Raw genomic sequence first — 14,315 nt, forward strand, 5'->3', positions numbered from 1 at the left:
GTGACCTGCCGGCCGGACTCCTTCACCTGCGGTAAGGGAGGCCGGCCGGCGTTTCGTCGTTTTCCCCGCCCATGAAAGGCAGTCACCATGAGATCCCATGCGTACCGCTATGTCTCCCCGTCCAGATGGACGCCCGCGGCGATGCCCGACCAGAGCGGGCGGCTGGCCCTGGTGACAGGCGCCACCCACGGCATTGGCCTGGCCATCGCCACCGAGCTGGCCAGGCACGGCGCTCACGTGGTGCTCGCCTCACGGGACCCGGGCCGCGGCAAGGAGGCGGCCGACCGCGTACGCGAGGAGGCGCCGGACGCCGAGGTGGAGGTCCGGGCGCTGGACCTGTCCAGCCTCGCCGCCATCCGCGCCTTCCGCGAGGACTGGGACCACAACCGTCTCGACCTGCTGGTGAACAACGCGGGGATCGCGATGGTGCCGTTCAGCAGGACCGAAGACGGCTTCGAGTCGCAGTTCGGCGTCAACCACCTCGGTCCCTTCGCGTTGACCGGGCTCCTCATGCCCTGGTTGCTGGCCTCGTCCGACCCGAGGGTCGTGACGGTGAGCAGCGAGAGCCAGCGCTGGGTGCCGCTCGACCTGTCCAAGATCGACGACCCTCGTGCCGACCCGGCCATGGCGTACGGCAGGTCGAAGAAGGCCAACGTCTACTTCGCGGTCGAGTTGCAACGCCGGGCGGACGCGGCCGGAGCCCGGCTGCGCAGCATGACGGCGATCCCCGGGCTGACGATGACCAACCTCCTGGAGTACGGCCACATCACCGGCCGCAGCCAGGCCTACCGCGCGGTCATCAAGTGGTTCATCCGCAGGCTGCGCCGACCGCCGGCGGAGGGAGCCCTCACCGCCCTGTATGCGGCCACCACCCCCGGCCTGCCAGGTGGTTCCTACATCGCCCCGGGAGGTCTGCTGGAACTGCGCGGCGATCCGGGACCCCGCGACGGGCACCGGGCGGTGTACGACATCAGCACGGCGCGGCGGCTGTGGGCGCTGTCGGAGGACCGCACCGGCGTTCGCTACCCCTTCTGACGCCCCGCCGCCGGGGGACGCGGGCGCGGACATGAGAACGGGGCCGGTGTGAACACCGGCCCCGTCCAGGATCCATGCTCGCCTTTGGTGTCGTCTCTCCCTGGGGACCCGTCCCCTTCACCCACAGGCCGAGCCGGGTGCTTTCCGTAAGCGCCCGTCAAGCGGCCGTCAGGCGGCTGGCCGTGGTTGGCCGTGGCTGGCCGCCTGACGGTTCGTTCACCCGCGCTTTCAGCAGAGGACCATCACGCTGGCCCGGACGAAAGAGTGCTCGGCGTACGCGTCCATCGCCGAGGCGAAGGCCTCGGCGGCGGTCTTCGGAGCCGGCGCCGGGGCGGAGACGATGAACTCGCGCTCGCTGTCGAGGCTGGCCTTGACCTGCTCACCGGGGCAGTGCACGCCACGGTTCTTGATGAGCACGTCGGTCAGCTGGGTGACCATGTCGCCCAGGCTGTCGCTCTCCCACGTCGCGACGGTGCCCTCGTCGTCGCCGAACGCGAAGCGCTCGAAGACGCGTGCCTCGGCGCGGTCCTCGCCCTCGATCATGAGCATGAACACGCGGCGCTGCACGAGGTCGGCGGGCAGAGCGGCGAGGTTCTCCGCCACGGTCTGCGGGGAGCCAAGGAAATTGTGGGTCTGGCAGTCCCACGCCGCCGCACCGCACGCCTTGGCGCGCGTCCGGGTGGTGGTCTCGGGTGCGGTCATCACGTCCTGGGACACGATGACACCTCCTCCTGTTGTCGTGGTGCCTCCGTCCCGAACGGAGACTCTTCACGAAAATAACCAGCCATCCATCGCACGGTCAGTACGGTATTCACCCGACAGCCGAACACCAGGATGTGCAGATATACCGCTCTCACATATAAGGATGCGAAACCCTTATTTGACCGCGCCACCGCGCCGCCCGCAGCATCGGAACGGGCACCGCCGAGCACGGCTCGTGTCGAAGAGATTCCGAGGAAATGAGGTGTGCTCAATACCATGGGAGCGTTGAACCGCTACCGCGAGGCGCTGCGGGTGCCCGGAATTCCACGCGTCGTGGCCGCCGCGTTCCTGTGCCGCCTGCTGGCCGGCATGGTGAGCCTGGCGCTGCTTCTGGCGGCCGTCGAGGTGAGTGGCAGCTACGCCATCGGAGGGGCGGTGACCGCCGGATACGCTGTCGCGCTCACGATCGCCGCGCCCGTCTGGGGCAGGCGGGCCGACCGGCTCGGCTTCAGCCGTTCGCTGGTCACCGGCACGGTCCTGCAAGTCCTGGCGTTCGCCACCTTCGTACTGACGGCCTTGTTCTTTCCCGAACCGCTGCTGCTGGTGGCCGCCGCGTTCCTCGTCGGATCGGTCAACCCTCCGTCCGGCGCGGTCTCCAGCACCATATTCACCACCTACGTGACCGCCCCGCAAGCCCGCACGACCCTGCTGGCGTTGAACGGGCTGATGACCGAGGGCGTCTTCATCGTGGGTCCCATGCTGGTGGGCGTGCTCGTCGCGGTGATATCCCCGCTCGTGGCCGTGATGGCGACCGCCTTGGTCTCCACCGTGGGGGCACTGTGGCTGGCGGGCGCCCCCGCCGTGCGCGCGACCGACCGCCCGCGTCCGCCGGCACCGGCCGAGCGCCGGTTCGCCTGGCCACCCGGCCAGTTCGGCATTCTGTTCGTCGTCGCGATGGCGGCGGTCGGCATCGGCGCCGTGAACGTGACCGTCGTCGCCCGCTCGACGGACATGGGCGCCAACGCCGGTCTGTTGCTGGGCGTGATGGCCGTCGGCGGGGTGCTCGGCAGCTTCCTGTACGGCGGGCTGAAGCTGCCCGGCAGGCTGCCTTCCCTGCTCATGGCGGTGCTCGCTCTGTACGGCGTCTCCATCCTGCTGCTCGGCCTGGAACTCGGCCTGCTCGCCACCCTCTGCGTGCTGCTCTTCATCGGATTCGCCAACGGGCCCGCGGACGCCATCGAGTCCCAGATCGTGGCCGACCGTGCCGCCGAGGGCACGCGTACCCAGGCCTTCGGCTGGCTGACGTCGGCGAACTGGATCGGCTTCGCCGCGGGCACCTCCCTGACGGGCTTCGCCATCGAGAACGGGAGCGTGGCGTACGGCGCGATCGTCGGCGCGGTCGCCTCCCTGCTTGCCGCCGCGGCGACGATGATCCGGCCGAGAAGGACTGCCGAAGTGGCCGCGGAGATCCCGGCGAAGTGATCGGAAGGCGGCGAGGGGCCGGCCGTCACTCGACGGCGTACTCCGCGGCCACTTCGGCGAACAGCCGCGCGAGAGCAGCCAGGCTGGGCACCTGCCTGGCGCTCTCGGCGGACACCAGGTAGATGCGGCGGCGCAGATCCGCGTCGTGCACCCGGGCGAGCACGATGTCGCCGCGGATGTCACGCTTGGCCAGCGACGGCAGCAGTGTGATCCCGGCGCCTGCGGCGACCAGCCCCTGCTTGCCCGTCCAGTCGTCGCAGTGGAAGCGCACGGTGGGCTCATAGCCGGCGCTCTCCAGGAAGAGCTTGCCGAGCGGGCCCAGGCAGTCGGGGTGGCTGCCCTCGATCCAGCTCTCGTTGCCCAGGTCGGCGAGGGTGAGCCAGGCGCCGGCCAGCGGATGGTCACGGGGCAGTGCGACGAGCATCTCGTCCTCGATGAGGAAGTCCAGTTTCAGGCCCTCGAACTCGCGATCGTCCACATCCCACTGCGTGGCCAGCGCCAGGTGCAGCCGGCCCGCCCGCACGTCGTCCATGTGCTGCTCGCACACGGTGCTCGGCAGCAGCGGGACCTCACGGTCCGGGTTGGCCTGGCGGTACCGGCGGAAGACCTCGGGGACGAGCGAGACATTGGCACTGCTGAACGAGCCGACCGTGAGGGGTCCCGGGTCCTGCGGGCGCAGCGCCGCGAGCTGGCCCTCGGCGACGGCCAGCCGGTCGAACACCGCGCGCGCGTGTCCGACGAGGAGATCTCCGGCCGGGGTGAGCTCCACGCCCGCCGTGGTACGCAGGACGAGCGGCATGCCCGCCTGCCGTTCGAGCATCGCGATGTGCCGGGAGACCGCCGGCTGCGTGCAGGAGAGGGCGGCCGCCGCCAGCGTCATCGTCCCGTGGTCGGCCACCGCGACCAGCACGCGCAACCTGTTGACGTCGATCACGGTCTCAAGCCTATGCGGCGGCTGTGGGGTGTCCACCCGACAGGAGAACGGCGGACTGCCACCGTCCGCCGGCCATGCCTAGGCTGCTCGTGAAGCCCGCGAGTAGAGGTGGTGTTCAGCGTGCGCACCGTCGAGTTCCATGGCGTTCAGGGCACAGAGGACGAGGTGGCCCGGCGGCTGTTCGGGCTCCCGAACGCGCTGGTGTCCGCCCCCTGCTACGTGCTGCTCCTCCAAGGCGCGGGACGGGCGGAGGTGCGGATCTACCGACGCGCCGAAGAGGAGGACCTGGGCTCCGTACGCGTATGGACGGGTGAGGACCTCGGCACGCTGCCCGACCGGCTGACGAGGACGGCCCTGTCCGGGACTCCCCTCTCCATCACCGCCTTCGACGAGGCCCTGCTGGAGTTGGGCGCCTTCGAGGATCTCGGCCTCGTGCCCCGGCCGGTGACCACGCGCGGCGCCTTCGGTCATCCGCTGCGCCACTACACCGGCGAGCTCCAGGCGTACGTGCTGGCGGCCGGCATGCCGCCCGGGCAGGGCGGCGCCTCGCTCACCGCGGCGGCCGGGAACGGCGTGCGTCCCAGGTGGGAGGCGCATGTGGTGGCCGGCCCGCGCCGCCACGTGGCGGCGCGGCTGTTCGCGCTTCCCCGGGAGGTGGTGGCGCGAGAGCGGTATGCGTTGCTGCTCGAAGGCTCGGACGGGGCCGAGATCCACGCGGCGGAGCGGGCCGAGGACGACAAGGTGTCGATGCGGGTGGCCAGGATGGCGCGGCTGGACGCCGCGCTGGCGCGCCTTCCCTATGGGGCGGACGCGGAGGAGCTCTGGTCGTGGTGGCTGGCGACCTTCGCGTTCACCGCCTCCCCTCCCGCCCTGGCGCCCGCCACTCCCCGCGCCGCGTTCGGGCTGCCTCTGGACTCCCTCGACGGCGACGTCGTGCGCGCCGCCGTCCTGTGTCTTCCATGACAGGACGGCGGCGGGCCGTTCAGGAGAGCTCCAGCACCGGAACGCCGGGCGGGGTGAAGCCCAGGCACTGACCGTAGAACGACAGCTCGGCGTTCAGGCAGCGCACGACCGTCTCCTTCTTGCGGAACCCATGCGACTCGCCGGGAAAGGTGAGGAAAGCGTGCGGGATCCCGTTGCGTTTGAGCGCCTCGGCGAACCTGGCCGACTGATTCGGCAGCACGACCGGGTCCTCCAGGCCCTGCAGCAGGAGCACGGGGCAGCCCGTGCGGTCGGCACGGGCCAGCGGCTCGCGGGTGCGCGGATCGGCCGCTCCGATCAGCTGGTTCACGTAGTGCGACTCGAAGTCGTGGGTCTCCTCGCCGAACCCCTCGACCGTGGAGAGGCCGTAGTAGGACGTGGCCGCCGAGAAGATCCGGGAGGAGGTGACCGCCGCGAGCACCGTCCAGCCGCCCGCGCTGCCGCCACGGATGGCCAGCTTGGCGGGGTCGGCCAGGCCCGACCTGATCAGTTCCCCGGCCACGGCGACCACGTCCTCCACGTCCGCGACGCCCCATTGGCCGCGCAGCAGCTCACGGTGGCGTCTGCCGTACCCGCTGGACCCGGCGTAGTTGACGTCCGCCACGCCGATGCCGCGGCTGGTGAAGAAGGCCTTGCTCAGGTCGAGCTCCGTGCCCGAGTGCCCCGTCGGACCTCCGTGCACGTTGAGCACGTACGGCGCGGGTCCTTCGCAGGCCGCGGCGAGGGGGCCGGACGGCGGATAGACGAACGCGGGCACCGAGCGGCCGGACGGCGTGCGCGCCCGGATCTCGCGCGGCCGCGGCAGGAAGGCGGGGTCGGGCAGCTCGGCGAACGGGGTGGCGAGCACCTCGTGCTCCCCCGTGGTGACGTCGACGCCGACCACCGACCACGGCCGGTCGCAGGCGGCCGCCACCCCGGCCACCACACTGCCCGAGACCGCGAGCGCGGGCGCCCAGGTCGCGAAGGGCAGTTCGAGGTCGCGCAGCGTGCCGCGCCCGGGATCCAGGACACCGAGCCGCTGGTCCGCCCGCCCGTGCAGCACGGCCAGCCGCCCGTCGCCCAGGATGCCGTACGGCCGGCCGCCCACGTCCCACAGGGGCTGTGCGAACTCCTCGTCCAGCGGGCACAGCGGCCGGGGCGCCGATCCGTCGACGGGCACCTCGTACAGGTTCCACCAGCCGCTGCGATCGGAGATCGCGTACAGTCGGCCGTCGTCCTTCCACAGGGGTGCGAGCACCGACTCCTCGTGCCCGCCCAGCAGCACGCGGCCTTCGCCGGCCGGCCGGCGCGGGTCGTCCTCGACCGGCACGATCCGCAGCTCCGTCCCGTCCCAGGGCATCCGTGGATGGTCCCAGACGATCACGGCCAGCCATCGGCCGTTCGGTGAGGGAGCCGGGAAGGCGTAGAAGCCGGCGCCGGAGGCCAGGACGCGGATGGCACCCGGATCCCGGGCCGCCACACCGGACAGCGGGACCGACACGACCACGCGGGCGATGGACCCGTCGGTCTGCTCCTCCTCGCGCACGCACCAGATCTCCGTCCCGCGAGGTGAACGGACGAAGTCGGCATACCGCGCCATGGTGCCCGGCCGCGGCTCGGGAGTGAGTGGCACGGGCGCGGGGGCGTCCGCGCCCACCCGGTAGAGCCGCTGGTCACTCACGTGGACGACGACCACGCCACCGCCCGGCAGCGCCAGGTAGGAGCGTCCGCCGTACTCGTGCACTCTCGTCCTGGCGTCCCATCGGCTGTCCAACGGCTCGGTGAGCCCGGACGCGGTGGCGCGGACGATCGCCGTTCTGCCGCCTTCGGCGGGCCTGCTCTCCTGCCACCACACGCCGTCCAGCAGCTGGGGGAAGGCAAATGTGAGACGGCTTTGGGACACGAACTCGGCCGTGACGGGCGACGGCAGGCCACCATGCGGTCCCGTGACGAACCCTCCCCACCCGATCACGAGCGGACCAGCCGGGTGATGGCCTGGACGGCGTCTTTGACGAGCAGGTCCTTGGCCCGGCTGGCCTCCGCATCGCCGTGGTCGCCTTCCGCGGCGGCATAGCCGCCGACCGCGTCGGCGACGCAGCGCGTGATGTGGTCCTGGAGCAGTCCGAGCGCGACCGCTTGAAGCGCCCGGGTCGCCGCGGCGACCTGGGTGAGGATGTCGATGCAGTACGTCTCGTCCGCGACCATCCGCTGCAGGCCGCGTACCTGACCCTCGATGCGACGCAGCCTTCGCAGGTACGCGTCCTTGTCCTTCACGTAGCCGCGCGTCTCAGTCATCCTTCATCGCCCCGGCTTGACGGGCGCCCCGCCCTCCTGCAGCCATTTCGCGATCACTGCGGCCCTGGTGTGCACTCCGTACCGTACGTACAGGCGCTGTAGGTGGGAATCGACGGTCCGTGCCGACATGCCGAGCTGGCGGGCGATCTCCTTGTCACAGCACCCTTCGGCGATCAGAGACAGGATTTGCTCTTGCCGCGGGCTCACATGCATCGCTTCTCCATGCATCCGGGGAGCAGGGACAATGGTGTGGTGGGGACATATTGACAGCGTGCAGGACAGCCGGACGCGAGTCTTCGCCGAAATTGCTGCACATCGGTCAAGATGAGGTGAGCGGCAATCCCGACGGTGGCCGGCGCGACTCCTGACCGTACGCCGGTCCTATGCCGTCCGGGTTCGGGGCGGAGCCCGCCCGTCCTCGCGAATTTCGCAAGATGCGAGAAGTCATCGGCACCTTCGCCGTGCCATCCTCGGACGACGCTCTGATATTAGGAGGTCTCTTGAGATTCGGCGTGTCTACCATGGTGACCGACGAGGGAATTGCACCTGCCGAACTCGGCTGCGCATTGGAGGAACGCGAGTTCGAGTCGTTATTCGTCGGCGAGCACACTCATATCCCGGTGAAGCGGGAAACGCCGTGGCCGGGTGGCGGAGAACTGGACGACGTCTTCTACCGCACGTTCGACCCGCTGGTGGCGCTCACCGCGGCGGCGATGGTGACCGAGCGCCTCCTGCTGGGCACCGGAGTCGTGCAGGTCACCCAGCGAGACCCCATCGTGCTGGCCAAGGCGATCGCCACGCTGGACCGCGTCTCGGACGGCCGGGTGATCAGCGGCGTGGGCGCGGGATGGAACCGCGAGGAGGCGCGCAACCACGGCACCGATCCGCGGACGCGAATGGCGGTGATGCGGGAACGGGTACTCGCCATGAAGGCGCTGTGGACCCAGGAGAAGGCGGAGTTCCACGGTGACTTCGTCGCCTTCGACCCGGTGTTCTCCTGGCCGAAGCCCGTGCAGGAGCCTCATCCGCCGATCATCGTGAGCGGCAACCACCCGGCGGTCGTCGACCGGGTCCTCGACTACGGCGACGAGTGGGGACTCATTTGGCTGCCGTCCATGGACGGCGGCGACGCGAATCTCGCCGACCTGCTCGCCGGCTTCAGGAGGCGTGCGGAAGAGCACGGCCGCGGGCACATCCCGGTGACGATGTTCCAGGTGCCTCCGGACGCCGGCGTGGTCAAGAGAATCGCCGAAGCAGGGGCCGACCGCGTGCTCTTCGGCTTGCAGACCGTCCCGAAGGCGGACACCCTGCGCACCCTTGACATGATGGCGCAACTGATGGCGTAGCCCATTCTTGCCGATCATCTCTCATACGGGCGGCGCCCAATGACGCGACCACCTCCGGGACAAAGCAATTACGGAGGCGATATCGCCGATTCGGCGTCGCAGACTGATGAGCAGAAAAACCTGAATCGTCTGAACAAGCGGACCGTGAATTCCCGAGGGGGCGTGTGAGAGTGATCGGCAGGCATGCAGTCGTCATCGGAGGCTCCATAAGCGGTCTCACCGCGGCTCGTGTGCTCTCCAGCAGGTTCGAGAGGGTGACCGTTCTCGACCGGGACGAACTGCCCTCCGACGCGCAGACCCGGCGTGGCGCTCCGCAGGCCAGCCACGCACACGCCCTGCTCATCAGCGGGCGCATGGCACTGGAAGAGCTGTTTCCCGGCCTCACCGCCGAATTGACCGCGAAGGGCGCGATACCTTGGGATCCCGGGAACGATCTCCTCTTCCACCAGATGGGTGCCTTCCGCATTCCGTATGCCAGTGGAATGCTCGGGGTCAGCCTGACCCGGGCCTTCCTCGAGTTCTCGCTGCGGCGCCGGGTGTGCGCTCTGCCCAACACCGAAGTCCGCGACCGGACGGCGGCGACCGGCCTGGTCGGCGGTCCGGGCGGGGTGACCGGTGTCGAGCTGGACAGCGGTGAAGTACTCGCGGCCGACCTGGTCGTCGACGCGGCGGGACGCAGCAGCGACCGTGCGGACCGGTGGCTGGAGAAGCTGGGGTTCTCCGCCCCCCGAGTCGACACGATGAAGATCGACGTCGGCTACACCACTCGTCTGCTGCGCCGCAAGCCCGATGAAGGCATCACGGACACGGGCGGGCTGCTCTACCTGATGGCCTCGATCTCGCCCGACGACAAACGGGCCGCCGCCGCCTTCGCCGTCGAAGGCGACCGCTGGGTGGTCACGCTGGGCGGCTGGCACCGTGCCTACGCGCCGGTCGACCCCGAGGGGTTCGCCCGATTCGCCGCGAACTTACCCGCGCCGCACATCGCCGACCTGCTGGCCCGATGCGAGCCCATGGACAACGAGAACGCGCCGAGATACACGTTCCCCACCTCGCGTCGCCGCTACTTCGAGCAGCTGCGCGACTTCCCGGCCGGCTATGTCGCGCTGGGCGACGCGATCTGCAGCTTCAACCCGCTGTACGGGCAGGGCATGACCGTCGCCATTCTCGAGGCGGTCGAACTCGGGCGGTGCCTCGACCGTGTCGGCGCCGTGTCGAAGGAGCTGACCGGCAGGTATTTCCGGACAGTCGGAAAGCTGATCGACATGCCGTGGCAGATCGCGACGGCCGGTGACTTCATCTATCCGGAGACGGTCGGCCCCAGGGCACGCGGCACCAAGCTGACGAACTGGTACACCCGCCAGGTCACGCTGGCCAGCCACACCTCGGTCGCGGTCCACCGCGTCATGCTGGAGGTCCAGATGATGGTGGCCTCGCCCTCCGCGGTGATGCGGCCCGCCATGATAGCCCGCTCGCTACGCGCGGCCCGGCGCTCACCGGCCCGGAACCGGACCAACGCAGAACTCGCGAACGCACCGGTGCCGTGACCTGCCAGACGTGGCATGCCGGCTCGACCACGCCATTCAACCAACGAAAAGAGAGGGACGATGTCGGAACAGTCGATTGATATCGTGAAGCGGCTTTACGAGGGCCTGACCAACCTGGACATCCCCACGGTTCTCGGGTCGTTCGACCCCGAAGTCGAGATTATCGCCCCGCAGTCGCTGCCCTGGTCCAAGGGAAGTTACAGGGGAATCGACGGGGCCGCCGCGTACTTCGGCAGCGCCGTCGACCACCTCGAGGAGACCCGCTTCGATGTGGAGGACCTGCTGCCGTCGGGAGACTGGGTCACGGCGCTCGGCTATTGGAGCGGGCGCTTCAAGTCCACCGGAAAGGAGTTCCGGGTGCGATTCGTGCACTTCTGGATACTTCGCGATGGAAAGGTGATCAGAGCGGAGGGAATCTCCGATACCGTACCGATCGTTCGTGCGTCCGAGTCGGAACTCGAAACGACCGCGAGCTGAATCGCGCGTTATTGTGTGGGGCTGCCGGTCGGCAGCCCCACATCTTGATTTTCCCGGTTAAATCTGTTTGAGTCAAATGCGGCAGGAGCGGCGCGGAAATCCCCAATTCCGATATACGCGGCACTCCCGTCGATCTGGCGCACGACCCGGTGACGGACGAACCACGCGCAGAAATTCAGGGCTCTCACCGCGGTGGAGCGGGCGCCAGAGTCGCTGCCGGCGTTCCCATCCCCGCGAATTAGTTCCCATCCCCCGCGAATTAAAGGAAACCTGACCATGAACGTGACTTTGTGGATTCTGCAGGCGGTGCTGGCGGCGATATTCGGCGCGGCCGGCGTACTGACCGCCAGCCTGCCCAAGAAGAAACTCGAACCCATGCTCCCCTGGGCAGCCGACTTCTCCGCCGGCATGGTCCGCTTCATCGGGCTCGCCGAACTGGCCGGCGCGCTCGGTGTCGTCCTGCCCGCCGCCACCGGCATCGCTCCCATCCTCACTCCCTTGGCGGCGGCCGGGCTGGCGCTGATCATGGTGCTGGCCGCGATCACCCACGCCCGCCGCAAGGAGCCCGGATCGATCGTGGTCAACGCCGTCCTGTTCGTCGCGGCGGCGATCGTGGTCTGGGGCCGCTTCGGTCCCTACGCGCTGTGAAGCCCGGGCGCTTTGTGTAGCACCGGCCCGCCGTTGTGCCGGTACGCCGCCACGCGTCACCGGAGCGCCTCCCCCGGGAGTCGCTCCGGCTCGGGCGGATCGCGGCCTCAGCGCGCCGGCGACCTGCGCGCCGCCCGCAGCGCGCGGACGACGGTCGCGGGACGGAAGAGCGCCGCCGGTGGAGCCATGAGGTGCTGGACGCCGAGGATCACCCTGTGCACCTCCGGGGAGACGTGGCTGGCGAGCATGACCTGCCGGACGTAGCGGTTGACCAGCCCCGTACCGATCGGCCGCCGGCCCTCGGTCTCGGGATACATGAAGTCGCTGCCCGTCGACATCTGCCAGGGAACGTCGATGGCCTTCCCCGCCGCCCGGTAGTAGTCACGGGCCATCTTCGCCGACGCCGTGCGGTACCTGTCGAGGCACCGCCCGAGCGCGATCGCCTCCAGCGCGGCGACCGTCATGCCCTGCCCGTAGAGCGGGTTGAAACTGCAGATGGCGTCGCCCAGCGCGACATACCCGGCAGGCAGCGTGCGCAGCTTCTCGAAGTAGCGTCGGCGCGCCATCGGGTAGTGGAACTTGCGGGCGTCGCCGTCGCTGACGGGCTTCGCGGTGTCGACCAGGTCCGCGAGGTGCGGGAAGGGCAGCGTGCCGGCGAACTCGGCGAAGCCGGCCGGGTCGATGGGAGCGTGGTGACGGTGCCAGCCGCCGAGCGTGACCACCCAGCGGTCGCCCTCCACAGCGAACGCCGCCGCGGCCCGCTTCTCATGCGGAGGCCTCTCACTGCACAGATAGAGCAGCGCACCATCGGGGAGGTCGCCGGGCTTGCGGTGGAAGAGCCGCGTCGTGTAGCCCACATCTATCTTGACGGTGGTGACCTCAGGGGCGGGGCAGCCGAGCTTGTCCAGCCATGGGTCGCTGCGCGTACCGCTGCGCCCGGTCGCGTCGACGACGAGGTCGGCGGCGAGGACTTCACCCCCGTACAGGACGACGCCGGTGACGTGGCCGTCGACACCGGTCAGGCCGTCGACGGAGACCAGGTCGCGGATCTCGACGTTGGGCAGCGCGGCCACCCGGCGCCGGATCGTCGTCTCCAGAAAGGCGCGGGTGCAACTGGTCCCGAGCATCCCGCTCGGGAAGCGAACCCGGAGTGCCCCCATCTGGAAGAAGAGCAAATCATCACCGGGGTCGAAGGGAACGGCGCCGCCGCCGACGAGTTCGTCGAACAGGCCGGGGAACAACTGCTCCAAGGCCATGCGGCCGCGGATCAGCAAAGCATGCGCGTGCGGACTCTGCGGCACACCCCGCCGGTCCTCCGCCGTGGCGGGCAGCGAGTCACGGTCGACCACGGTCACCTGCTCGAACTTGCTCGACAGCACCTGGGCGGCCGTGAGTCCCCCCACGGAGGCCCCGACGACGACGGCATGTCCGCCAAGCTTGCCCACGCCCACTCCTTCGTCGTCACATGATGCCCATAGAGGCAGATATGCACCGAGTCTGAGCGGGCCACCCCGCACCGTCTTCTCCCGTATTGCTCGGCGTTCCGAGTCCGCTACGGTCATAGGACGGGCGCCACCGGTACAACCGACCGGCCTACCTGAACCGGTCAGGCTGCGAAATCATAAGCCTTGACTCGAACACCTTGGCTTTGATCGTATGGGCATACGTTCTTGCCCCCTCTCCATGACCATGGTGTCGGTCGGATGGGAAGCGGGCGCTCGACGGCCGAACGCCACCAGTTTCGGATGGAGAACTCGATGCGTTCCGAGATAGAGCGCGTAGTTGAGGGAATCAGAGAGCGCTACAGCGAGAAGCTGACCCTCTGCGATCTGGCCGACATGGCGCGGTTGAGCCCGTTCCATATGGCCCGGCTCTTCCGCCAGGAGACGGGGCTTCCTCCCGCCCGGTTCCTGGCGACCGTCCGCCTGGAGAAGGCGAAGAGGAAACTGCTGTCGACGGACGAGAGCGTCGCCACCATATCCGCGGACGTCGGATACGACAGCCTCGGAACCTTCACGACACGGTTCACCAAGTCCGTCGGCGTGTCGCCCGGCCGGTATCGCCGCCTCGGCCTGCTGAGCATCGTGTCCGGATTCACGCCGGCCGCGGACGACGCGCCTTACGCGTACGGATCGATCACCGGAAAGGTTTGCCGGTCGGATGAGATGCCCGACGAAGAAATCTTCATCGGAGCGTTTTCCGAATCGCTCGGCAACGACCGTCCGATCCGTTGTTTCCGGCTGGAAGGTGCCGCCGCTCCGTGGCGCATCGACAACGTTCCGGTCGGAACGTGGTTCGTCGAGGGAACCTCTCGCAGCGGCGGCGAGGGCGACCATTCGGTGGTGATGGGCAGCGTGGGCCCGCTCTGGATCGGGCCGGGAGCCGAGGTCGAGGTCGAACTTCACCTGGTGGCCGCCACCAAGGCGCGTCTGGCGGACAACAATCGCCGCCCTCTGGCCTTCGCGCTGCCGGACATCTTCCAATCCTGACGCACGAGCCACCCGGACGACCGAGTCGCGGCTTCCCCGCCGCATGGGGCCACATCGTCACACCGGTCGCCCCGCCGTGCCGTGCTCATGCATTCGTACGGATGACGGTCCGCTTTCGGCGCAGCCGACAGGGGTTCGACGGGAAAACCGATTTATAAGTAGGAAATATTTACGACGGCTCCGGTCGCGGATTTCCCGCACCGCCCAGCGGTTGATCACGGCGTGCCCCCGACCAGGCCGTGACCGCGCCGACCGCAATTTCGGCGTCGACGCCACGACCCAACGGTGACGAAAACCGGCACCAGGTCAAGGGCCGCGGCGAAGCGCAATATCGGAGATGAATGCGCACGGCGTCATGCGCAGGATTAGCCTCCGGGGAATCCGATGACTCGCCACTCGC

Annotated in this window: 14 protein-coding genes; 8 read left to right on the forward strand and 6 right to left on the reverse strand. The window is 69.1% G+C overall.

The annotated features are described in order from the left end of the window. Positions 1-87: 87 nt before the first annotated feature. Entirely contained in the window at positions 88-1,035 is a 948-nt protein-coding gene (locus ACTOQ3_RS12770) for an oxidoreductase (protein WP_440083597.1), read from the forward strand. 228 nt (positions 1,036-1,263) lie between these two features. On the opposite strand, the gene ACTOQ3_RS12775 is transcribed toward ACTOQ3_RS12770, so the two are convergent. Beyond that, positions 1,264-1,752 carry a hypothetical protein gene (locus tag ACTOQ3_RS12775; RefSeq protein WP_440083598.1) on the reverse strand — a complete coding sequence of 163 codons (489 nt, stop codon included), beginning with the start codon at positions 1,750-1,752 and terminating at the stop codon, positions 1,264-1,266. Positions 1,753-2,001: 249 nt separating this feature from the next. On the opposite strand from ACTOQ3_RS12775, the gene ACTOQ3_RS12780 reads away from it, so the two are divergent. Further along, complete coding sequence (locus ACTOQ3_RS12780) at positions 2,002-3,219, forward strand: MFS transporter (RefSeq protein WP_440083599.1); 1,218 nt, start codon at positions 2,002-2,004, stop codon at positions 3,217-3,219. 25 nt (positions 3,220-3,244) lie between these two features. Here ACTOQ3_RS12780 and ACTOQ3_RS12785 read toward each other — a convergent pair whose 3' ends face one another. Next, entirely contained in the window at positions 3,245-4,153 is a 909-nt protein-coding gene (locus ACTOQ3_RS12785) for a LysR family transcriptional regulator (RefSeq protein ID WP_440083600.1), read from the reverse strand. Between the two features lie 120 nt (positions 4,154-4,273). Between ACTOQ3_RS12785 and ACTOQ3_RS12790 the strand changes: the two genes are divergently transcribed. Further along, positions 4,274-5,116, forward strand: a complete 843-nt coding sequence (locus ACTOQ3_RS12790; protein ID WP_440083601.1) for a hypothetical protein — start codon at positions 4,274-4,276, stop codon at positions 5,114-5,116. A gap of 19 nt (positions 5,117-5,135) precedes the next feature. Here ACTOQ3_RS12790 and ACTOQ3_RS12795 read toward each other — a convergent pair whose 3' ends face one another. From ACTOQ3_RS12795 to ACTOQ3_RS12805, 3 genes are all read right to left on the reverse strand, one after another. After that, positions 5,136-7,016, reverse strand: a complete 1,881-nt coding sequence (locus tag ACTOQ3_RS12795; RefSeq protein WP_440083602.1) for a prolyl oligopeptidase family serine peptidase — start codon at positions 7,014-7,016, stop codon at positions 5,136-5,138. A gap of 65 nt (positions 7,017-7,081) precedes the next feature. Continuing rightward, on the reverse strand, positions 7,082-7,408 hold the full coding sequence (locus ACTOQ3_RS12800) for a metal-sensitive transcriptional regulator (protein WP_440083603.1): 327 nt from the start codon (positions 7,406-7,408) through the stop codon (positions 7,082-7,084). Positions 7,409-7,411: 3 nt separating this feature from the next. Continuing rightward, positions 7,412-7,615, reverse strand: coding sequence for a response regulator transcription factor (locus ACTOQ3_RS12805; protein ID WP_440083604.1), 204 nt, complete (start codon positions 7,613-7,615; stop codon positions 7,412-7,414). A gap of 314 nt (positions 7,616-7,929) precedes the next feature. Here ACTOQ3_RS12805 and ACTOQ3_RS12810 point away from each other — a divergent pair, with 314 nt between their 5' ends. The 4 genes from ACTOQ3_RS12810 to ACTOQ3_RS12825 all read left to right on the forward strand — a co-directional run bounded on the left by ACTOQ3_RS12810 (position 7,930) and on the right by ACTOQ3_RS12825 (position 11,426). Next, complete coding sequence (locus ACTOQ3_RS12810; RefSeq protein ID WP_440083728.1) at positions 7,930-8,754, forward strand: LLM class F420-dependent oxidoreductase; 825 nt, start codon at positions 7,930-7,932, stop codon at positions 8,752-8,754. A gap of 254 nt (positions 8,755-9,008) precedes the next feature. Beyond that, entirely contained in the window at positions 9,009-10,301 is a 1,293-nt protein-coding gene (locus ACTOQ3_RS12815) for a hypothetical protein (RefSeq protein WP_440083605.1), read from the forward strand. 60 nt (positions 10,302-10,361) lie between these two features. Beyond that, positions 10,362-10,778, forward strand: coding sequence for a nuclear transport factor 2 family protein (locus ACTOQ3_RS12820; protein WP_440083606.1), 417 nt, complete (start codon positions 10,362-10,364; stop codon positions 10,776-10,778). Positions 10,779-11,054: 276 nt separating this feature from the next. Then, complete coding sequence (locus ACTOQ3_RS12825) at positions 11,055-11,426, forward strand: DoxX family protein (protein WP_440083607.1); 372 nt, start codon at positions 11,055-11,057, stop codon at positions 11,424-11,426. Between the two features lie 107 nt (positions 11,427-11,533). Here ACTOQ3_RS12825 and ACTOQ3_RS12830 read toward each other — a convergent pair whose 3' ends face one another. After that, complete coding sequence (locus ACTOQ3_RS12830) at positions 11,534-12,871, reverse strand: FAD-dependent oxidoreductase (protein WP_440083608.1); 1,338 nt, start codon at positions 12,869-12,871, stop codon at positions 11,534-11,536. 312 nt (positions 12,872-13,183) lie between these two features. Here ACTOQ3_RS12830 and ACTOQ3_RS12835 point away from each other — a divergent pair, with 312 nt between their 5' ends. Next, a complete protein-coding gene (locus ACTOQ3_RS12835; RefSeq protein WP_440083609.1) occupies positions 13,184-13,915 on the forward strand; it encodes a helix-turn-helix domain-containing protein in 732 nt (243 codons plus the stop codon). The last annotated feature ends 400 nt before the right edge of the window (positions 13,916-14,315 follow it).

It is taken from the genome of Streptosporangium sp. LJ11, from assembly GCF_051918945.1.
In the GTDB taxonomy this organism is placed as follows: Bacteria; Actinomycetota; Actinomycetes; order Streptosporangiales; family Streptosporangiaceae; genus Streptosporangium.

Bases quoted from the DNA above. Each gene is read 5' to 3' on its own strand.
- ACTOQ3_RS12770 (WP_440083597.1), top strand. From the start codon at position 88: ATGAGATCCCATGCGTACCGCTATGTCTCCCCGTCCAGATGGACGCCC.
- ACTOQ3_RS12800 (WP_440083603.1), bottom strand. From the start codon at position 7,408: ATGACTGAGACGCGCGGCTACGTGAAGGACAAGGACGCGTACCTGCGA.
- ACTOQ3_RS12810 (WP_440083728.1), top strand. From the start codon at position 7,930: ATGGTGACCGACGAGGGAATTGCACCTGCCGAACTCGGCTGCGCATTG.
- ACTOQ3_RS12820 (WP_440083606.1), top strand. From the start codon at position 10,362: ATGTCGGAACAGTCGATTGATATCGTGAAGCGGCTTTACGAGGGCCTG.
- ACTOQ3_RS12825 (WP_440083607.1), top strand. From the start codon at position 11,055: ATGAACGTGACTTTGTGGATTCTGCAGGCGGTGCTGGCGGCGATATTC.
- ACTOQ3_RS12835 (WP_440083609.1), top strand. From the start codon at position 13,184: ATGCGTTCCGAGATAGAGCGCGTAGTTGAGGGAATCAGAGAGCGCTAC.